Source organism: Roseateles sp. DB2 (genome assembly GCF_051857535.1).
Taxonomy (GTDB): domain Bacteria; phylum Pseudomonadota; class Gammaproteobacteria; order Burkholderiales; family Burkholderiaceae_C; genus Roseateles_B.
This window is the reverse complement of sequence record NZ_JBPZGY010000002.1, coordinates 163848-182339: the sequence shown is the minus strand read 5'-3', so window position 1 is coordinate 182339 and position 18492 is coordinate 163848. Positions and strand designations below refer to the sequence as shown.

The following is an 18492-nucleotide window of genomic DNA, read 5'->3' as shown; positions in this document are numbered from 1 at the left end:
CTCAGGGCAGTCGGCGCAGGTTCTTGTCCGCCAGGCCCACCAGCAGGGCACGGCCGTCCGGCAGCGCTCGGAATTCGCCATAGGCCGCGGCACGGAACAGCGGCTCCTGGCCCTCCTGGAAGTACCAGGCATCGCTGACCAGGGTCCAGCGGCCGTTGACCGGGCTCAGCTCCAGCAACTGCGTGCCCGGGGCCGGCGCCGCCTGTGGTCCCAGGAGGCGGGCATCGGTGAGCACACCGCGCGCATCGACCTGGACTTCCAGGCGGGGCCGCGGCTGCCAGGGGGCAGCGATCTCGGCCACCATGGGCAGGGGCGGCAGGGCGTAGTTGATGCGCATGTAGTCGCCCTGGATCAGCGAGCGCGGGTCCATGGGCACCAGCTTCACGAAGAGAGGCCGCCCCTGCGCGATGAGCTGCTCTTTCTGCCAGATCAGGCCGTTGACCAGGCCCAGGCTCATGACGCCGCACAGGGGGAAAGCCCAGCGGGCGGCGCCCGCCGGCGCCGTGAAGGCCGCGGGCGGGCGGCGCGCAGCCGTCAGCCACAGCCAGGCGCCCAGCACGGCGCCCGCGGCAGCGAGGACCAGGGCCTTGTCGCTCAACGGGAGGTCCAGCCGGTAGTAGAAGCTGCCCAGCACCCACAGGGCCACACCGGCAGCGCTGAGCGCCAGCACCCCACGGCCGCGGACCATGGCCAGACCGAGGATGAGCAGGCAGGCCCCCAGCGCCGGCAGCACAAAGGCCAGCCCGAGCAGAATCGCCCCCGGCACCAGCAGCCGTGGCCGCTGCAGGGCCGGCCAGGCCCGGGCCAGCGCCAGCATGCCCAGCCCCGCGGCAAGCACGGACAGCGCGGCAGGCCCGAGGCGGCCCGAGCCCCACAGCTGCGCACCAAACGTCGCATGCAGCTCCCGGGCAAGACCTGCCCCCAAGGCGCCGCCCATCATGAACGTGGGGCCGGACAGCCAGGCCAGCACCGGCAGCAGGCCCAGGGCCCAGCCCCGCAGCACGGGCTCCAGCAGGGCCGCAAGACCTGCCCCCTTGGCCTGCAGCCCCTGCGCATGCACCCAGGCCTGCGCCAGGGCCCAGGCACCCAGGGCCAGGTAGACCGACCACCACGCCAGGCCCAGGCCCTCGTTGAACCAGCGATGCCCCGGCACCAGGGCCAGGCTCAGCCAGGCGCCCGCCATGCCCACGATCAGGCGCAGCCAATGCCGCGGCAGGGCCAGCACCAGGCCACCGCAGGCCAGCAGCCCCATGCCAAGGGCGGCGCGGTACGGCAGGTCGCGTGCCAGGGCGTAGCCCAGGCTGCCCAGGCCCAGCAGCAGCAGGGGCAGGGCCAGCTGCTCCAGGAAGCGCCCGCTGCGCCCGGCGCGCAGCAGGCCCACGCCGCCGGCCAGCAGCACAAGGCCGATCAGATAGGCCGTCGGCCCGCGGTCCCAGGCCCGGCCGAACAGCAGGGCCAGAAAGATCAGGAAGGGGATGACAGCCAGCCAGGCGCCCAGGGCCGTCAGCAGCTTCACGGGCCAGGGCTGCTCTGCTTCCGGCCGCCTGGCCTCGGGTGGCAGCAGGCCCTGCTGCCGGGCCTGTGCCATCCAGTCCGTTCGGGAGGGGGTGATCATGGCGCGACCTCCGCTGTGCCACCCTGCGTCCTCACTCGCCGCAGGATCAGCTGCACGCTGGCCGTCAGCAGGCCGGCGGCCACAAGGCCCAGCAGAAGCATGGCGCCGATGGGGTCGCCCTGCTGCCCCTTGAGCATCAGCCGGCCCAGCCCCGCCAGCAGCAGGGTGTCCAGGGCCAGCGCCAGCGCGCTGAGGGCATAGACCTCACGCCAGCGCCAGGCCGCCGCCAGCCCGCCGGCCAGCACCAGCAGGCCCAGAGGGAACTGCGGCAGCACGTGCTCGACGAACAACAGCCCTCCCACGGCGGTGGCCGACAGCGCGACCACGCCCAGCAACACGGCCAGGCGCCAGGCCCAGGGCTGCACGCCGGGCGTCGGCGGCTTCAGCGCCATGCCCACGCACAGCAGGGCCAGCGCCAGGAAGCTGCAGGCGTGCACCGCCAGGGCGCCGGACGAGACGGCCCACTGGAAGCCGGCATGCGCATGCGCCCACAGGCTGATGCCGGTGACCACCACCAGCACCCAGGGCGTCCAGATCAGCTCGCTGCGCGCGCCCCAGCACAGGGGCAGGGCCAAGGCGGCCCACAGGGCAAAGAGCTGCCAGGTATCGGCACCCGTGGGATAGGTCTGGCCGAATAGGGCCAGCAGGCCGCCCAGGCTCAGCAGCGACAGCAGTCCGGCGGCTCCGCGCCAGGCCGGTCGCGTCCAGGCCCCGAGCAGCGTGGTGGCCAGCAGGCCCTGCAGCAGCCCGAAACGCGCGCCGCGGGGCAGTTCGCCCCAGTTCGCGGCCACCCACATCATCACGCCCAGGCCCAGCAGGCCAGCGGCCAGGCCGGCAGCGCCCAGGCGCAGGCGCGCCATCACATCGGCCGGGGCCTGGTCCAGGCCGCTCAAGGCCCACAGGCGCCGCGCACGGGCCTCGTCCAGGCCCTGGTCGGCCGTCCATCGATACAGCTGCTCATGCAGGCTCATGCAGGCCCTCCCTGGCCGCCCCGCATCCCGGCAGGGCCGTGTGCTGCCTTGCCCCATGGCCAGGCAATCCCGACGACGGACGGGTGCAGTGCCCGCCTCTGACAGCCCCGCGACATGGGCGAGGCCGGTGCGATGATAGCCAGGGACAGCCCCACAACAAGGCAGGAGACTCCATGGGACAGATGATCGAATTCAAGCGGCCGGACGGCCAGCACAGCACCGCCTACCTCGCCTCGGCCGCGCCGGGTGCGCCGGGCCTGGTGCTGATCCAGGAATGGTGGGGGCTCAACGAGCACATCCGGGCGGTGGCCGACCGCTTCGCCGCCGCTGGCTTCGAGACCCTGGCCCCGGACCTCTACCGCGGCCGCCTGGCCAGCAGCGCCGACGAAGCCAGCCACCTGATGAACAGCCTGGACTTCCCCGATGCCACGCACCAGGACCTGCGCGGCGCCGTGCTGCACCTGGCAGCGGCCGGCCGCAAGGTCGGGGCCCTGGGCTTCTGCATGGGCGGCGCGCTGACCGTGGCCGCCGCCGTGCATGTGCCCGAGCTGGATGCAGCCGTGTGCTTCTACGGCATCCCGCCCGCCGGCTTTGCCGACCCGGCCCGCATCCGCAAGCCCTTCCAGGGCCATTTCGCCACGCGCGACGACTGGTGCACGCCCGCGGCAGCGACACAGCTGGAACAGGCCATGCGCGGGGCCGGCCAGCAGCCCGAGTGCTACCACTACGAGGCGGACCACGCCTTCTTCAACAGCGCCCGGCCGGAGGTCTTCGATGCCGAGGCAGCTGCACTGGCCTGGCAGCGCAGCGTGGACTTCCTCAGGCGCACGCTGGGCTGAGCAGCACCAGCCCTGCACCAGCGCGACACCAACGCGGCATCAGCGCGGCGCCTGCCCAGCCTGCAAGGCCTGCAGCATCAGCCGGGCGCTGGCCACATTGGTAGCGCAAGGCACGTCATGCACGTCACAGGCGCGGACCAGGGCGTTGATGTCCGGCTCATGCGGCTGCGGGGTCATGGGATCGCGCAGAAAGACCACGGCATGGACCTCCCCCACCGCCAGGCGCGCGCCGATCTGCAGGTCGCCGCCCATGGGCCCGGAGAGCAGGCACTCGACCTGCAGGCCGCATTCGCGCTGCAGCCGCCCGCCAGTGGTGCCGGTGGCCATCAGGGTGCAGCGGCCCAGGAAGTCCAGGAACTCCCGGGCCAGGGCGACCATGTCCTGCTTCTTGCCGTCGTGTGCGATCAGGGCCAGCTTCATGCGGCCCATGATAGGGCGTCGGCGTTACAGCGAGATATCGAGAATGGTCTCGGGCACGTCTTCCAGCCAGGCGGAAAGCTGCTGCTGGACATGCTCCGGGGCGCAGCACGCGGGAAGGTACTCGTCAGCGCCATCGGCCAGGTCGATGACGATGTCCTCGAACTGGTTGCCGCCCAGCATCAGCACCTTGGTGCGCCAGAGGCTGGGGTCGGCCTTGATGCGGCGGCACAGCTCCATGCCGTCGATGGGGCCGGGCATGAAGCGGTCCAGCACCACGGCGTCAGGGCGGCAGCTGCGCGCCAGGATCTCGCCGGTGGCGGCGTCTGCGCATTCCAGGATGTCCACGTCCTCGGACTCGAGGCTGGCCCGCAAGAGGCTGCGAATGTCCGTCCGGGATTCAATGAGCAACAGCTGCTTGCGCATCACGCACCTTTCAAGCTGGATGGCTGAAACGAAACGGGGCGAAGCGTCGCAAAGCTGGCGGCCGTTGACCAAGGGGTTAGTCCTGACACCGGCCTGATTCCGCCTCCTGATGGAACCGAGGCGCGACATAAGTCACGCCTGAGAGGCTCGGTATTTGCCCGGATGCCGGGTGTCAGGTCTTGCCGGGCGGGATCAGACGGCGATGTCAGGCTGCAGCGGCGGCGGCTCGTCAAACCACAGATGCAGCTGCTGGGCCAGGCGCTGCGGGCTGAAGGGCTTGATCAGGTACTCATCCGCACCGGCCTGGCGGCCGATCAGCACATCGTTGCGATGGCCCCTGGCGCTCACCATCAGCACCCTGATGCCGGACACCGTCGGATCCGCCTTCAGCCGGCGGCACAGCTCCAGGCCGTCGAAGGGGCCGGGCATCATGACGTCGAGCACGATGGCATCCGGCCGGCATTCGCGAGCCAGGATCTCGCCCGTGGCGGCGTCCGCGCACTCGAGGATCTCGATGTCCTCGTCCTCTAGAGTCATGCGCAGCAGCTGGCGGATCTCGGACTGGTCTTCGACGACCAGCAACTTCTTCTTCATGGTCAGGGCTCCGGCTGGCGCCAAGGCTAGCGCCGCCGGCCGGCGCGCCGGCTTACACGCCTGGCACGCCGGCAGCCCTGCCGTGAACTATGGGCGCCACAGGCCGCCCTTGTGCGAACCTCAGATCAGGCCGCGACGCTCCTGGTCCTTTTCCAGCGAGCGGAACAGCGCGCCAAAATTGCCTTCCCCGAAGCCCAGGTTGTTCGCGCGCTGGATGATCTCGATGAAGATCGGGCCGATGATGTTCTTGGTGAAGATCTGCAGCAGGTAGCCCTGCTCGTCACCGTCGACCAGCACCTGGTGCTGCTCCAGGCGAGCATGGTCCTCACGCACGCCGGGCACGCGCTCGAAGACCTCGCGGTAGTAGTCGGCGTCGATCTCCAGGGTCTCGATGGGGCTGCCCTTGAGCGCGTCCAGCGAGGCCAGGATGTCCTGGGTCAGGAAGGCCAGGTGCTGCACGCCGGGGCCCTTGTACTCGCGCAGGTACTCGGCAATCTGGTCCTTGTCATCCTTGGGCTGGTTGATGGGGATGCAGAAGGAGCCGTCCGGCGAGCGCAGCGCAAAGCTGGTCAGGCCGGTCTTGACGCCCTGGATGTCGAAGTAGCGAACCTGGGTGAAGCCGAAGATGTTGCGGTAGAAATCCGCCCACTTGTCCTGCTCGCCGGGAGGCACGTTGTTGGTCAGGTGGTCCACCACCAGGAAGCCCTTGTCGGGCTGGACCATGGGCTGCTCCAGGGCCACGAAATCGCGCTCGTAGAGGGACACCAAGGCCGTGCCCCAGGACTGGGCGTCGATGAAGTAGATCAGGCTCTCGCCAATGCCCCACACGGCCGGATAGGGATGGTCCTTCATCTCGGCCGGCACTTCCACGGCGCCGCGGGCCACGGCCGCCTGCAGCGCAGCCTGCGCATCGTCCACGCGCCAGCCCATGGCGCTGATGGCCGGGCCGTGCCGGCGGGCGAACTGGGCCGAATGGCCCTCGCGCTCGCCGTTGAGCAGGAAGTGGATGTCGTTCTGGCGGAAGTAGGCGATGTCCTTGGTCGCGTGGCGGCGCAGCTTGGAGAAGCCGAAAGCCCAGAACAGGGACTCCAGGTGCTGCAGGTCCGGGCCGCAGAACTCGGTGAATTCAATGCCGCGCAGGCCGCAGGGGTTGATCTGGCTCATGGGGTCTCCTGATTTCGTCGGATAGGCGGGGGAATGGATTGACCCTGATTCTTCTAGGGGCTCAAATTCAAAGAAAGCGAATTTCTTTGTGAAACTCCTTCAAGAAAATCGATCATGAAGCTGGACCTGGACGCCCTCGCCGCCCTGGATGCCGTGGTGCGCACCGGCAGCTATGCGCAAGCCGCGGACCAGCTTCACAAGGTCACCTCGGCCGTGAGCTACCAAGTCAAGAAGCTGGAGGAGCAATTGCGCCTGCCCCTGCTGGACCGCAGCGGCTACCGAGTGCGCCTGACCCCTCAGGGCGAAGCCGTGCTCAACGAGGGCCGGCGCCTGCTGCAGCATGCGCACCAGGTCGAGTCCCTGGCCCAGCAGCTGGCCACGGGCTGGGAGCCACGGCTGCTGGTGGTGGTCGACGGCATCCTGCCGCAGGCGGACACCCTGCAGGCGCTGAAGCAGCTGGCCGACGAGGGCATTCCCACCCGAGTCCAGCTCAAGATCGAGTTCCTCCACGGCGTGCAGTACCGCTTCGACAAGGACCATGCTGACCTGATGCTGGTGAAGGAATACGAGCCCAACGCACAGTGCCGGGCCCTGGCGTTGCCGGAGGTTGAGTGTGTGCTGTGCGTGGCGCCCGAGCATGCGCTGGCCCGGCTGGGTCGGCCCGCCACCCTGGCCGAGCTGCAGGCCCATGTGGAGCTCAGCGTGCAGGACAGCAGCGAACGCGGCGATGATCGGCACATGTTTGGTGGCGAGCGTGTCTTCTATCTTTCCGGCTTCATGGCCAAGCGCCAGGCCCTGCTGATGGGCATGGGCTTCGGCTGGATTCCGCGCTATCTGGCGGACGAGCCTCTGGCCAGCGGCGCACTGCAGGAGCTGGCCTACGAGGGCGGCTCGCGCTACCGCTTCACGCCCTGGCTGGTGCAGCGCCTGGACCGGCCTCTAGGACGTGCGGGCCAGCGTCTGGTCGAGCTGCTGGCCCCGACCACCGTGCAGGGAGTGCCGCATGCCTGAGTTCAGCCTGCTGCTGCTGGCAGGCGGCGTCTTCGTGCTCAATGCCATGCCGGCCTTCGCCCCGCCGACGTGGATGCTGCTGGCCTTCTATGCCCTGCAGCAGCCAGGCACGGCGCCGCTGGCCATCGCGGGCGTGGCGGCCGTCTCGGCCACTGGTGGGCGGCTGATGCTGGCCCACTCCGCCCAGCGCATCAGCAGCAGCCGCTGGATGCGCCCCTCCATGCGCGCCAACATGCACGAGGTGGCCGAGGCCATCAAAGGCCACGAGCGCGCCAGCACCCTGGCCTTCCTGGCCTTCGCCGTCAGCCCCCTGCCTTCCAATGTGCTCTTCCTGGCCTACGGCCTGGCCCGCGCGCCGCTGCGCCTGCTGGCCTGGCCCTTCTTCGTTGGGCGCTTCATCAGCTACACGCTGGCGGTGATCGGCGGTGCCTATGCCGGACGCCAGCTGGAGCTGCAGCTCAGTGGCCTGGCAGGAGGCCTGTACTTCGTCGCCAGCCAGTGCCTGCTGCTGCTGGGTGTCTGGCTCTTCACTCGCATCAACTGGCGCCAGGCCCTGCGCAGCCGCTGGCTGCGCTGGTGGCATTGAGTCCCCTCAGGCCGCGCGCTGGCCGAGACGACGGAGCTTGTCCTGCCAGGCCTGCACCTGCGCCGGCCTGAGCTGGCCCACCATGCCGACCAGGGTCTCGTGGATGGGTGCGATGCCCACGAAGCCCAGGATGTTGCGCTCCAGGGACTTGAGGCTGTGCGCACGGAAGTAGTAGCGGTAGACCAGGGCGGGCATGCCCATGGTCACCAGCACGCGTGCCGAGCGGCCCTGCAGCCCCTTGCGGCCAAAGGGATTGGCGCCCTCGGCCTTGAAGGCGAAACCCGGCCGCGCCACCTGCTCCAGAAAGCCCTTCAGCAGGGCCGGCATCTCGCCCAGCCACAGGGGGAAGACGATGAGCAGGTGCTGCGCCCAGGCGATGTCCTCCTGCGCCTGGCGCAGGCGAGGCGGCAGCTCACCATGCTCCCAGTCCTGCTGGGATCGCAGCAGGGGAAAATCCAGGCGGGCCACGTCCAGCTGACGCAGCTCATGGCCGGATTCGCGGGCGCCGGCGGCGTAGGCGTCCGCCAGGGCATGGCAGAGGTGCGGGGCGCTGGCGTCGGGATGCCCTTGCAGGATCAGGATGCCTGTCATGGCGAGCTTCCGGAACGAGAGGCTACAGCATGCACCCTCCCGGGTACCTGGGGGCTTGATCTGCTGCAGGTCGCCTACTCGAGGACCAGAACCACCTTGACACTGCCGTCCACCGCCGACTTCTCGATGTAGCCGACGGCCTCCGGATTGGCGGCCACGAACTTCTTCACCTCGGCGGCACTGGGCACTTCCTTGGGCGGCGTGGCCTTGCCGGAGAAGGTCAGGCGGGACCAGGCCGCCTTCACCTGCGCCGAGGTCTTGCCCGCCGCCTTGCTGTAGAACTGCTCGCGGGCCGGGCTGCCCTCGGGCAGGTCCACCAGGGCGGCAGTGCCTGCCGCGCCGGGCAAGGCGTTGGCACGGCCAAGGAACACGCCGGCCGCTGCCTCGGGCGTGAGATTGGCAAGGCTGCTCTTGGGGTTCACGATGACCGCCACCTGCGCCTGAGCCGCGCCGGCCAGCAGCCCGGCAACCAGCATCAGGACGCCGCGCGCGCCCGACTTTGCTTGGACCATCTTCATCTCCTTGTCTTGCGCTCGCCCCGGCTCAGAACACCAGGTCCCATGAAGCCGTCAGGGCATTGGCGTTACCGGCAAAGGGCTGCGGGCCGCGCTCACGCACCCGGTCCCACTGGACCTTCAGTGCGCTGCTGGCATTGAGTTCGTAGCGCAGCGCGATCAGCAGACTGCGGGTGTCCAGAGGCGCATAGGCGTCGACACGGGCCTTCTCCTTGTACTGGCTCAGGCCCACGGTTGGCGTCCAGGGACCGAAGCGGTGGCCCACCGTGAGCAGGTAGAAGTCCGCGTCGTAGCCGATGGACGGGCGCTTGGAGCGCCCCAGCTCGGAACGCAGCACCCAGTCGCCTGGGTCGGCATTGAGGGCCAGGCCGATGAAGGACTGGCGGCCCTTCATCGAACCGTCCGCCAGCTCGCCCCAGCCCTGGCCATGAAGGCCCTGCTGGAAGTCCGAGCGGATGTAGCTCAGGCGGGCGCTGAACCAGTCCTGCTCTAGCTCCACCACGGCACCCACGATGCCGGACCAGCGCACGTCCAGGGTCTCGTCGGTGACCAGGCGGGAGTAGGGATTCTTGCGGCTGGTCTCACCGCCGTAGAGCCCTTCCAGCCGCAGGTTCCAGCCACCCAGCGCCGTGCGCCAGGCCGCGCTCAGACCGTTGTAGTTGACGACATCCCAGCCGTAGACATCAGGGCTGGGCCGGATGGTGCTGTAGGCGTAGCCGATGTCCTGGAAGTCCGAGTAGAAGTACAGCGGCAGGCGCTTGCGGCCCACCTGCAGCGTCCAGCTGGGGCTGGGTGCGTAGCTCAGATAGGCCCACTCCAGGTTGAGATGCTGGTCGGGCCGGCTGCGGGCCGTGATCTGCGTGGTGGCCGACCATTCCCGCGTCGGCGCCCAACTCAGCTGGAGACCTGCCCGCGACTCCTGCGCAGCGCTCCAGTCCTGGGTGTACACGCCCGCATGGGCCCAGTCGGCGATGTAGCGGGTGCAATCCGCCTGGTAGGACGGGGCCATGCCCGCATCAGCCACACACCCCCCTGTGCTTCGCCCGACGACCAGCGAGGCAAAGCCCGAGGTCTTCCATTCCTGGGCCTGGGCCGCCGGCCCCAGCAGCCCCGCACCGCACAGGCCCAGCAGGCCCAGCGCCACACGCAGATGAACAGCTCGCATCGAGTCCCCCTTCTACAACCGGGATGGCATTCATGAAAGAACCGTCGTCCGCGCCAGGCTTTGGCAAGGGCCAGCGCGCCATGCCATGGTTATAGCGGGGGAGCGAACCGGGACAGATCCGCAATCCAGACTGCTTTGCTCGGGTCGTGGCGGGATCACCACCGCAGCCGCGCGCCGGCCCCACAAAGCGTGCAGTTCCGCACGCCATGCATGGCTGTCGGGGCCGACGTCAGCTTCAGGGCAGCACAGGATGCCCCAGGCCACGATTCATGGCATTGAGCAGCGCCCCGTTGTCCTGGCTCCACTCCCAGGCAAAGAGCCCGGCCAAGCCCTGCGCACGCACGAACTGCCCCTTGGCCAGCACCGCGCGCGGATCGTCGTAACCCATCCACAGCTGCAGGCGCGGCTGGTAGAGCGCGTAGGACTCGGTGGTGGGATCGAACAGCACCTGGTAGCCATGCCGGGGCCGGCCCCGGTCATCAAAATAGCGTCCTGCAAGAGCGCCCCACCCAAGCGCCCCGTCGCCGCCAGGGAATGGCCCCTTCTTGTCAGCCCCATGCCTGGGATCGCGAACGCCGCTGAAACCGCGCCCGTACATGGCCACGCCGGCCACCAGCTTGGACGGTGGCACACCCGCCTCGACCAGGTTCTGCACGGACTGTGCCAGACTGTCGTCAGAGCCCGGCGCCGAGCCACGCAGCGCGCTGTGGTGCCCCAGGCGCTCGGACCAGCCGCCGTGGTAGTCGTAGCTCATCATGAAGACGAGATCCAGAGCGGGAGCGGCACGGCGGTAGTCGATGCGCCGCGTGATCTGCTGGATGGGGTTGACGGCCACGGTCAGTTGATAGAGCCGCCCCGTCTCGGCCGTCAGGCGATCCAGGGCCGCGCGCAGGTCCTGCATGAGATCGGCAAAGCCTTGTCCGTCCGCCGGGCTGCCCAGGGCCACGCCATTGGCACTGCCATTGCCGCCGGGATGCTCCCAGTCGATGTCGATGCCGTCGAAGGCCGGGTGTTCACGCAGGAACTGCAGGGCCGAGGCCACGAAGACTGCGCGCCGCGGCGCTTCATTGGCGAAATGGAAGAAGGGATCCGAGCCACCCCAGCCGCCCACGGAGGCCAGTACCTTCACTTGCGGCGCCCGCGCCTTCAAGGCGGCAAAGGCGGTGTCGAAACGGGCATCGACAGCCCCCCAACCCAGGGCGTGATCGGCACGACCCTCGCACTTGGGCGCGTCCTTGGGCAATTGACCCGGGCCGCAGGCGCGCAGAAACGCATAGAGCACATGCGTCAGGCTGCCCGCGGGCAGGGCTGCCACGCGGCTGGGCGGCTCCCAGTTCGCGACATACAAGCCCAGCACCTTGCCGCTGGTGGGTTCGAAGTCCAGGGCGCCGGGCTTGAACAGGTCTGCAGGTGGCGGCGGCACGGGCCGCGGTTCGGCCCAGGCGGAGGCCACAAGACCGGCCACCAGAACCAGGCACAGGCTGCGGCACAGACGGTGGGGCCGGACAAACGAAAGCATGGCATTCCTTTCACACGAGGCCTCGCAGCCTAGCGCATTTCGAATGCCAATCGAATACCAATTAACAGAAATGCCCGCCAAGCTCAGGGCGCCACCTGGATGCGGACCTGCAGCTCGCGGCTGCTGACAGACTCGGCATCACGGGTGCTGAAGGTGCCGCGCTCGCTGCGCCGCAGCTGTCCACCGCTGCGCGCCACGGTCACCCATTCGTCCAGCGGGACCAGGGCGGTGGACTCCAGCTCGGTGCGCACCGACGGCTGGCCAGGGGCGGCTTCGTTAGGGGTCAGGTCTTGCGTGCGGAGGGTCACGCGCACAGCCTCGCGACCGCCAGGCCAGTGAGGCTCCAGGCTGAAGCCGCGCACCTGCTCGACATAGCCCTGGCGAAGCTGGGCCCGCCCGGCCTCACGGGAGGGCGCCTGGCCCGCCCCGCCTGCTGCCAGGGGCACACTGACATCCAGCCACTGCAGGGGCGTGAGCTCCCCCAGTTGCACCGAGGCGCGAAAACCGTTGAGCACCGTCAGCCGCTGCAGCAGCTGCCCCTGAGCGGCCTGCTGCTCGGTACTCAGCACGATGGCCCCGCGCGGTGACACCGCCCCACCCGTGCCCACCACCACAGCGCCGTCGCGCAGGCCGGCAATGGCCGCCTGGCTGACACGGCTGTCCACCCAGCGCAGCTCCACCCACAGGTTGACGCGGGGCTCGGCCGCGCGAACCGGCAGCGCCAGGGCGCCGGCAAGGTTCAGCAGACAACGTCGGGACAGCTTCATGGCCCCAGCATACGCCGCCGGGGCCGGCGGCCAAGTGCCGATCAGGCGGCCGCGGCAGGCTTGTTTCGCGCCCAGGGCCGCAGCGGCCACAGCAGGTTCAGGGCCAGGCCGCTGAGCACCAGGGCCGCCGCCGTGAGCTTCCAGGCAGGCAGGGGCTCATGCAGGTACCAGGCCGCCGTGCTCATGCCAAACACCGGCACCAGCAGGGCCATCGGCACGATCTGCGAGGCGGCATGGCGCGACAACAGCCAGCTCCAGAGGCCGTAGCCAAAGAGGGTGTTGGCAAAGGCCTGCCAGGCCACCGCGGCCCAGGCGCCCCAGCCGGCCTGGCTGAGCCCCTCGCCAATGCGGGCCGGGCCCTCGAAGACCAGGGACATCAGCAGCAGCGGCGGCGCAGCGAAGACGCTGCTCCAGACCACATAAGCCAGCATGTTCACCCGGCCTGCCTTCTTGCCGACGATGTTGCCGCTGGCCCAGCTGAAGGCCGCCAGCAGGACCATACCCAGGCCCAGCACCGTGGTGCTGCCATCGGTGTGGCTGGCGATGACCGCCAGACCACAGGCGGCCAGCCCGAGGGCCAGCCACTGGAACCCGCGCACCGGCTCGTGGGTGATGCGCATGGCCAGCAGCAGCGTGAAGAAGACCTGGGTCTGTATCACCAGGGAGGCCAGGCCCGGCGAGATCTGCGAGCCCATGGCCAGGTAGAGCAGGCCGAACTGCCCCACACCCACCAGGGCGCCATAGGCAGCCAGGTTGCGCCAGGACACGTCAGGCCGCGGCAGGAAGAAGATGGCCGGGACCACCGCCATGGAGAAGCGCAAGGCGGCGAACAGCAGCGGCGGGAAGGCATTGAGCCCCAGCCGTATCACCACGAAGTTGCTGCCCCAGATGGCCACCACGGCCAGGGCCAGCAGGAAATGCCGCAGGGGAAGGCTGCCTGGACTGCTCAAGATGCGCCTCGCGAGATCAGGTGGCTGGAGGCGGCAGCCTAGCAGGCCCTGACCGCCGGCTGCGCGCAGAGGGATCGAGCATCGCACGCGAGGTGCGCAGGGGTGCCAGCTGCGGGTTCATCCGGCGGGGCAGCACTCAGCTGGCGCGCTGCTCCAGCACGAAGTTGGCACCGTCATACTGGCCCAGGTGCTCCACCAGATAGGGCAGGCATTCCTGCAGCTCGTCATGCAGGGTGAAGGGCGGATTGGCCACGAACATGCCGCTGCCCAGCATGCCGAAGCCACGCTCGACCGGCTGAGCGACCGTCAGGCGCACATGCAGCCAACCCTTTTTGGCGGCAGCATCGGCCGCGGCCTTGAGGCGCGTGGCCAGCTGCGCCGACTCCAGCGTCTGCAGCTGCGGGTACCAGATCATGTAGACGCCATCGGCAAAGCGCTGCAGGCCTTCGCGCAGAGCGGTCAGCACCTTGCCGTAGTCCGTCTTGATCTCGTAGGGCGGATCCATCAACACCGCGCCGCGCCGCGAGGGCGGCGGCAGCTCGCCTTTGAGCGAGGCAAAGCCGTCCGTGTCGGCAACCTGGGTGTTGGGCCGCGTCTCGAGGTAGCTGGCCAGGATGCGGTGGTCGGTGGGGTGCAGCTCGTAGACGCGCAGGCGGTCGGCTTCGCGCATCAGCAGATTGGCGATGGCCGGAGAGCCCGGGTACTGGCGCAGCTGCCCGTCAGGATTGAAGTCCTTGACCAGCTTCACATAGGCCGCCAGCGCTTCGGGCAGGTCCTTGCGGTCCCAGAGCCGGGCGATGCCGCTGCCGTACTCGGCGTTCTTCTGGGCGTAGCGGCCCTCGACGGAATAGCCGCCGGCACCAGCGTGGGTGTCGACCAGGGTGTAGGGCTTGTCTTTTTCGCCCAGATAGCTCAGCACACGGGCGAGCACCAGATGTTTGAGAACGTCGGCATGGTTGCCGGCATGGAAAGCGTGTCGGTAGGCGAGCATGTGCGCACTGTAGCAAGCGGCCTGCGCAGCACCTAGCGACGGCGGCTAGCACAGGGACGCCGGACGTGCAGGGCGCCGCGCCATGCCCGGGCGCGCGAGGCACTGTCGCGGGGGTGGCAGGCCGTCTGGCGGCTTCTTGGCTACGCTTGGCGTCTTTGCGCTGTCCCCGCGGCCGACCGCCGCCACAAGACCATCATGCCCAATCTCTTCGACCCCCTTCGCGTCGGCGACATCGACCTCGCCAACCGCATCGTCATGGCCCCGCTCACCCGCAGCCGCTCCGTGGGCTTGAAGCCCGGCCCGCTGGCCGTCGAGTACTACCGCCAACGCGCCAGCGCCGGCCTCCTCATCACCGAGGGCGCCCAGGTCTGCCCCGAGGGCCAGGGCTACCTGGACACTCCGGGCATCCACAGCCCCGAGCAGGTCGAGGCCTGGCGAAAGGTCACCGACGCCGTGCATGCAGAGGGCGGCCGGATCGCCATCCAGCTGTGGCATGTGGGCCGGATCTCGCATGCCGACTTCCAGCCCGGCGGCGGCGCGCCCGTGTCGTCCACGGCCCGGCCCATCCAGGCCAAGACCTTCACCGCCCGCGGCCTGGAACCCGTCACGCCGGCCCGCGCCCTGCGAACCGACGAGATCCCCGGCGTCGTCGGCCAGTTTGCCCACGCCGCCCGTTGCGCCATGGAGGCCGGCTTCGACGCCGTGGAAGTGCATGGCGCCAACGGCTATCTGATCGACCAGTTCCTGCGCGACAGCATCAATGACCGGACCGATGCCTACGGCGGCTCGATCGAGAACCGCGCCCGCTTCCTCATCGAGATCATGACCGCCGTGAGCCAGGCGATAGGGTCCGGCCGCACCGGCCTGCGCCTGAGCCCTGTCACGCCCGTGAACGATGCTGGCCAGGACAGCCAGGCCCAGGCCCTCTTCAACCATGCCGTCGAGCAACTGGCACCGCTGAACCTGGCCTTCCTGCACGTGATCGAGGGCATGACGGGCGGCGCCCGTGACATCGCTCCCTTCGATTTCGAGGCCCTGCACCAGCGCTTCAAGGGTGCCTGGATGGTCAACAACGGTTACAGCCGCGAGATGGCCATGAAGGCGGTCGCCGAGGGACAGGCCGACCTGGTCGCCTTCGGCCGGGACTTCATCAGCAATCCGGACCTGGTGCGCCGCCTGCGCCTGAACGCTGAGCTGGCCAAGCCCGACCGCAGCACCTTCTATGGCGGCGGGGCGAAGGGCTATACCGACTACCCGGCGCTGGCCTGAGTGCCAGCCGGGGCGTCGGGCGGGACGCGGCTCAGCCGCGCCGCATCATGGCCTGGAACAGCTCGGCGATATTGACCTCGCGCGGGCCTGGCAGCAGCTCGAAGGCCTCGCCAGCCTGCAGGCTGCCAGGCTTGAGCACCCCCAGGTAGAAGCCGCACCAGCCGCTCTGGCTCATCAGCCGGGCGGCCTGCTTGAAGCCCATCACCGCGTTGAACTTGAAGCAGGGCTGACGCGGCTCGCTCACGGCCAACTCGCAGTCCGCGAAGCGCAGCACGTCACCCACCCAGACGTCCTTTTCCAGCAGGCCCTGCAGCGTGAGGTTCTCGCCCAGCGCGCCAGGAGCCAGGGCCTCACTCCAGCCCGCGACCCCCGCCTGTGCCCTCACCGTCTGCCAGAAGGCATAGTGCTCCTGCGGATAGGCATAGATGGCCTTGCTGAGGCCGCCATGCACGCTGAGGTCGCCCTGCTCGTCCCCGTCCAGGCCCAGCGACGCCACCGTCACCCGGCCCTCGCGTGGCGCCTTGCGGATGCCGCTGGCGTGAGACCGCCCATCAATCAGCAGAGCTTGGACGCGGCCGGTGTTGAGCGAATGGACATGCATGTCGGGCGAGGAGGTCGTGACGGTTGCCGCACTGTAAAGCCTGGATCTTGCACCCATCCGCTGCCGGGCGTCAGGACACATCCCCATGCAAACCAGATCCAGACCAGCACAAGAAGCCCCTGACAAATGTCGTCCGGACGATGCTGCGCGCCCCCGCAATGCCGGAAGCTGCGGTATCTATTCCCGAAACGCATAGATGCCGCAAGCGGGGGAGTTACGGCGTGATTACATTGCGGTGACAATCGATCCCCCACCCTGCCGCAACCCGGCGCTTGGGATCCCGCCGGGCTGAACATGAGGCTCGGCAAGTGCCTGACATCGAGATGCAGACCGGCGATCCGGCTGTCTTCCAGAGCGGCATTGGGCCAGGCCCGGCCCCCGCATCCCCACGCTTCCCAGCCTGGGGCCGCCGCCCGAGCCTGACCCAATTCTGCTTTTCAACATTGAAGGACTTGCCATGAACCAACCCATGATGGAAGGGCTGCGCCTGAACGTGCCCGCCTATGTCAAGCACCAGCGCCTGATCGCCTGGGTGGCGGAGATCGCCGCCCTGACCCAGGCCAAGGACGTGTACTGGTGCGACGGCAGCCAGGAAGAGTACGAGCGCCTCTGCCAGCAGCTGGTCGACGCCGGCACCTTCAAGAAACTCAATCCCGCCAAGCGCCCCAACAGCTTCCTGGCCTGCAGCGACCCCAGCGACGTCGCCCGCGTGGAAGACCGCACCTTCATCTGCTCGCAGAACAAGGAAGACGCCGGCCCCACCAACAACTGGATGGCCCCGGCCGAGATGCGTGTGCTGCTGCAGACCGGCGAGCAGGCGCTGTTCAAGGGCGCCATGAAGGGCCGCACGCTGTACGTGGTGCCCTTCAGCATGGGCCCCATCGGCTCCCCCATCGCCCACATCGGCGTGGAGCTCTCCGACAGCCCCTACGTGGCCGTGAACATGCGCATCATGACTCGCATGGGCAAGGCCGTGCTGGACGTGCTGGGCGACAACGGCCCCTTCGTGCCCTGCGTGCACACCGTGGGCGCGCCGCTGGAAGCCGGCCAGGCTGACGTCAAGTGGCCCTGCAACAAGACCAAGTACATCGTCCACTACCCCGAGACCCGCGAGATCTGGTCCTACGGTTCGGGCTACGGCGGCAATGCCCTGCTGGGCAAGAAGTGCTTCGCGCTGCGCATCGCCTCGACCATGGGCCGCGACCAGGGCTGGCTGGCCGAGCACATGCTGATCCTGGGCCTGACCTCCCCCGAGGGCAAGAAGTACCACTTCGCCGCCGCCTTCCCCAGCGCCTGCGGCAAGACCAACTTCTCCATGCTGATCCCGCCCAAGGCCCTCGATGGCTGGAAGGTGACGACCGTCGGTGACGACATCGCCTGGATCAAGCCCGGAGCCGATGGCCGCCTCTACGCCATCAACCCGGAAGCCGGCTACTTCGGCGTGGCCCCCGGCACCAACACGCTGACCAACTACAACTGCATGGCCAGCCTGAACCGGGACGTCATCTTCACCAACGTCGCGCTGACCGATGATGGCGACGTCTGGTGGGAGTCCATGACCGACACCCCGCCCGCCCACCTGATCGACTGGCAGGGCAAGGACTGGACGCCCGAGATCGCCAAGGAGACCGGCGCCAAGGCCGCCCACCCGAACGCCCGCTTCACCGTGGCTGCGACCAACAACCCGGCCCTGGACCCCGACTGGAACAATCCCGCCGGCGTGCCCATCGACGGCTTCATCTTCGGTGGCCGCCGCTCGACCACCGTGCCCCTGGTGACCGAGGCCCGCGACTGGGTGGAAGGCGTCTACATGGCCGCCACCATGGGTTCCGAGACCACCGCGGCGGCCGCCGGCCAGCAGGGTGTGGTGCGCCGCGACCCCTTCGCCATGCTGCCCTTCATGGGCTACAACATGGCCGACTACTTCCAGCACTGGCTGGACCTGGGCAAGAAGCTGGCCGACGGCGGCGCCACCCTGCCCAAGATCTTCTGCGTCAACTGGTTCCGCAAGGGTGCCGACGGCAAGTTCGTCTGGCCCGGCTATGGCGAGAACATGCGCGTGCTGAAGTGGATGCTGGACCGTGTAACCGGCAGCCAGTCCGGTGAGGAGCACGTCTTCGGCGTCACCCCGCGCTACGAGGATCTGAACTGGGACGGTCTGAACTTCACCAAGGAACAGTTCGAGGTCGCCACTCGCATCGACAAGGCCGACTGGGCCGCCGAGCTGAAGCTGCACGAAGAGCTCTTCACTCAGCTGGCCTACCACCTGCCCGCTGAACTGCCGGCTACCAAGGCCAGGATCGAACAGCGCCTGGCCGCCGAGTAAGCCGGTCTGCCTCCGCTCGCAAAGCCCGCCTCGTGCGGGCTTTTTCGTGCCTGAGCCGCATCGGTGGTCTGCCGGCGATCTCTCAGCAGCGAATGAGCCTGCTGCAGACGAAAAAAAACCTGCCGGCTTCATCAGCGGGCAGGCTACAGAGCAAGACGGCACGAAGGCCGTTGCA

Annotated in this window: 19 protein-coding genes; 5 read left to right on the top strand and 14 right to left on the bottom strand. The window is 68.7% G+C overall.

The features are described from left to right. Position 1 precedes the first annotated feature (1 nt). Together ACS5PK_RS03240 and ACS5PK_RS03235 are read right to left on the bottom strand one after the other, a co-directional pair. Positions 2 to 1615: a GDYXXLXY domain-containing protein gene (locus ACS5PK_RS03240; RefSeq protein ID WP_439438843.1), complete on the bottom strand. Its 1614-nt coding sequence runs from the start codon at positions 1613 to 1615 to the stop codon at positions 2 to 4. Beyond that, complete coding sequence (locus ACS5PK_RS03235) at positions 1612 to 2586, bottom strand: DUF2157 domain-containing protein (RefSeq protein ID WP_439438842.1); 975 nt, start codon at positions 2584 to 2586, stop codon at positions 1612 to 1614. Before ACS5PK_RS03235 ends, ACS5PK_RS03240 begins: the two co-directional genes overlap by 4 nt. 173 nt (positions 2587 to 2759) lie before the next feature. On the opposite strand from ACS5PK_RS03235, the gene ACS5PK_RS03230 reads away from it, so the two are divergent. After that, on the top strand, positions 2760 to 3425 hold the full coding sequence (locus tag ACS5PK_RS03230) for a dienelactone hydrolase family protein (protein WP_439438841.1): 666 nt from the start codon (positions 2760 to 2762) through the stop codon (positions 3423 to 3425). A 39-nt stretch (positions 3426 to 3464) separates the two neighbouring features. Here ACS5PK_RS03230 and ACS5PK_RS03225 read toward each other — a convergent pair whose 3' ends face one another. The 4 genes from ACS5PK_RS03225 to hppD all read right to left on the bottom strand — a co-directional run bounded on the left by ACS5PK_RS03225 (position 3465) and on the right by hppD (position 6026). Continuing rightward, positions 3465 to 3854 (bottom strand): methylglyoxal synthase, encoded by a 390-nt coding sequence (locus ACS5PK_RS03225; RefSeq protein ID WP_439438840.1) that lies wholly within the window; start codon positions 3852 to 3854, stop codon positions 3465 to 3467. A gap of 15 nt (positions 3855 to 3869) precedes the next feature. Further along, positions 3870 to 4268, bottom strand: a complete 399-nt coding sequence (locus tag ACS5PK_RS03220; protein ID WP_439438839.1) for a response regulator transcription factor — start codon at positions 4266 to 4268, stop codon at positions 3870 to 3872. 192 nt (positions 4269 to 4460) lie between these two features. Further along, entirely contained in the window at positions 4461 to 4862 is a 402-nt protein-coding gene (locus tag ACS5PK_RS03215) for a response regulator transcription factor (RefSeq protein WP_439438838.1), read from the bottom strand. 120 nt (positions 4863 to 4982) lie between these two features. Beyond that, the gene (gene hppD / locus ACS5PK_RS03210) at positions 4983 to 6026 is read right to left on the bottom strand and encodes a 4-hydroxyphenylpyruvate dioxygenase (protein WP_439438837.1); all 1044 of its coding nucleotides are present in this window, start codon (positions 6024 to 6026) and stop codon (positions 4983 to 4985) included. A gap of 114 nt (positions 6027 to 6140) precedes the next feature. Between hppD and ACS5PK_RS03205 the strand changes: the two genes are divergently transcribed. Together ACS5PK_RS03205 and ACS5PK_RS03200 are read left to right on the top strand one after the other, a co-directional pair. Further along, entirely contained in the window at positions 6141 to 7037 is an 897-nt protein-coding gene (locus ACS5PK_RS03205) for a LysR family transcriptional regulator (protein WP_439438836.1), read from the top strand. Then, positions 7030 to 7623 (top strand): hypothetical protein, encoded by a 594-nt coding sequence (locus ACS5PK_RS03200; protein WP_439438835.1) that lies wholly within the window; start codon positions 7030 to 7032, stop codon positions 7621 to 7623. Before ACS5PK_RS03205 ends, ACS5PK_RS03200 begins: the two co-directional genes overlap by 8 nt. Before the next feature lie 6 nt (positions 7624 to 7629). Here the strand turns inward: ACS5PK_RS03200 and ACS5PK_RS03195 are convergent, their stop codons facing one another. The 7 genes from ACS5PK_RS03195 to ACS5PK_RS03165 form a co-directional block, all read right to left on the bottom strand. Further along, positions 7630 to 8214, bottom strand: coding sequence for an NAD(P)H-dependent oxidoreductase (locus tag ACS5PK_RS03195; protein WP_439438834.1), 585 nt, complete (start codon positions 8212 to 8214; stop codon positions 7630 to 7632). Positions 8215 to 8288: 74 nt separating this feature from the next. Beyond that, positions 8289 to 8726: a hypothetical protein gene (locus ACS5PK_RS03190; RefSeq protein ID WP_439438833.1), complete on the bottom strand. Its 438-nt coding sequence runs from the start codon at positions 8724 to 8726 to the stop codon at positions 8289 to 8291. 31 nt (positions 8727 to 8757) lie between these two features. Continuing rightward, positions 8758 to 9894: a hypothetical protein gene (locus ACS5PK_RS03185; RefSeq protein WP_439438832.1), complete on the bottom strand. Its 1137-nt coding sequence runs from the start codon at positions 9892 to 9894 to the stop codon at positions 8758 to 8760. Between the two features lie 235 nt (positions 9895 to 10129). Continuing rightward, positions 10130 to 11413 (bottom strand): glycoside hydrolase family 18 protein, encoded by a 1284-nt coding sequence (locus tag ACS5PK_RS03180; protein WP_439438831.1) that lies wholly within the window; start codon positions 11411 to 11413, stop codon positions 10130 to 10132. A gap of 83 nt (positions 11414 to 11496) precedes the next feature. Next, positions 11497 to 12180, bottom strand: coding sequence for a hypothetical protein (locus ACS5PK_RS03175; RefSeq protein WP_439438830.1), 684 nt, complete (start codon positions 12178 to 12180; stop codon positions 11497 to 11499). 41 nt (positions 12181 to 12221) lie between these two features. Beyond that, positions 12222 to 13130 carry an EamA family transporter gene (locus tag ACS5PK_RS03170; RefSeq protein ID WP_439438829.1) on the bottom strand — a complete coding sequence of 303 codons (909 nt, stop codon included), beginning with the start codon at positions 13128 to 13130 and terminating at the stop codon, positions 12222 to 12224. A 136-nt stretch (positions 13131 to 13266) separates the two neighbouring features. Beyond that, on the bottom strand, positions 13267 to 14121 hold the full coding sequence (locus ACS5PK_RS03165) for a 23S rRNA (adenine(2030)-N(6))-methyltransferase RlmJ (RefSeq protein ID WP_439438828.1): 855 nt from the start codon (positions 14119 to 14121) through the stop codon (positions 13267 to 13269). Positions 14122 to 14316: 195 nt separating this feature from the next. On the opposite strand from ACS5PK_RS03165, the gene ACS5PK_RS03160 reads away from it, so the two are divergent. Further along, a complete protein-coding gene (locus ACS5PK_RS03160) occupies positions 14317 to 15390 on the top strand; it encodes an alkene reductase (protein WP_439438827.1) in 1074 nt (357 codons plus the stop codon). Between the two features lie 31 nt (positions 15391 to 15421). On the opposite strand, the gene ACS5PK_RS03155 is transcribed toward ACS5PK_RS03160, so the two are convergent. Further along, on the bottom strand, positions 15422 to 15991 hold the full coding sequence (locus tag ACS5PK_RS03155) for an MOSC domain-containing protein (RefSeq protein WP_439438826.1): 570 nt from the start codon (positions 15989 to 15991) through the stop codon (positions 15422 to 15424). Positions 15992 to 16448: 457 nt separating this feature from the next. Here ACS5PK_RS03155 and ACS5PK_RS03150 point away from each other — a divergent pair, with 457 nt between their 5' ends. Further along, entirely contained in the window at positions 16449 to 18317 is a 1869-nt protein-coding gene (locus tag ACS5PK_RS03150; protein ID WP_439438825.1) for a phosphoenolpyruvate carboxykinase (GTP), read from the top strand. The last annotated feature ends 175 nt before the right edge of the window (positions 18318 to 18492 follow it).

Coding starts and splice junctions, on each gene's coding strand:
- ACS5PK_RS03160 (WP_439438827.1), top strand. CDS start 14,317: ATGCCCAATCTCTTCGACCCCCTTCGCGTCGGCGACATCGACCTCGCC.
- ACS5PK_RS03195 (WP_439438834.1), bottom strand. CDS start 8,214: ATGACAGGCATCCTGATCCTGCAAGGGCATCCCGACGCCAGCGCCCCG.
- ACS5PK_RS03215 (WP_439438838.1), bottom strand. CDS start 4,862: ATGAAGAAGAAGTTGCTGGTCGTCGAAGACCAGTCCGAGATCCGCCAG.
- ACS5PK_RS03180 (WP_439438831.1), bottom strand. CDS start 11,413: ATGCTTTCGTTTGTCCGGCCCCACCGTCTGTGCCGCAGCCTGTGCCTG.
- ACS5PK_RS03165 (WP_439438828.1), bottom strand. CDS start 14,121: ATGCTCGCCTACCGACACGCTTTCCATGCCGGCAACCATGCCGACGTT.
- ACS5PK_RS03240 (WP_439438843.1), bottom strand. CDS start 1,615: ATGATCACCCCCTCCCGAACGGACTGGATGGCACAGGCCCGGCAGCAG.
- ACS5PK_RS03150 (WP_439438825.1), top strand. CDS start 16,449: ATGAACCAACCCATGATGGAAGGGCTGCGCCTGAACGTGCCCGCCTAT.
- ACS5PK_RS03190 (WP_439438833.1), bottom strand. CDS start 8,726: ATGGTCCAAGCAAAGTCGGGCGCGCGCGGCGTCCTGATGCTGGTTGCC.
- ACS5PK_RS03185 (WP_439438832.1), bottom strand. CDS start 9,894: ATGCGAGCTGTTCATCTGCGTGTGGCGCTGGGCCTGCTGGGCCTGTGC.
- hppD (WP_439438837.1), bottom strand. CDS start 6,026: ATGAGCCAGATCAACCCCTGCGGCCTGCGCGGCATTGAATTCACCGAG.
- ACS5PK_RS03230 (WP_439438841.1), top strand. CDS start 2,760: ATGGGACAGATGATCGAATTCAAGCGGCCGGACGGCCAGCACAGCACC.
- ACS5PK_RS03225 (WP_439438840.1), bottom strand. CDS start 3,854: ATGGGCCGCATGAAGCTGGCCCTGATCGCACACGACGGCAAGAAGCAG.
- ACS5PK_RS03155 (WP_439438826.1), bottom strand. CDS start 15,991: ATGCATGTCCATTCGCTCAACACCGGCCGCGTCCAAGCTCTGCTGATT.
- ACS5PK_RS03220 (WP_439438839.1), bottom strand. CDS start 4,268: ATGCGCAAGCAGCTGTTGCTCATTGAATCCCGGACGGACATTCGCAGC.
- ACS5PK_RS03200 (WP_439438835.1), top strand. CDS start 7,030: ATGCCTGAGTTCAGCCTGCTGCTGCTGGCAGGCGGCGTCTTCGTGCTC.
- ACS5PK_RS03205 (WP_439438836.1), top strand. CDS start 6,141: ATGAAGCTGGACCTGGACGCCCTCGCCGCCCTGGATGCCGTGGTGCGC.
- ACS5PK_RS03235 (WP_439438842.1), bottom strand. CDS start 2,586: ATGAGCCTGCATGAGCAGCTGTATCGATGGACGGCCGACCAGGGCCTG.
- ACS5PK_RS03175 (WP_439438830.1), bottom strand. CDS start 12,180: ATGAAGCTGTCCCGACGTTGTCTGCTGAACCTTGCCGGCGCCCTGGCG.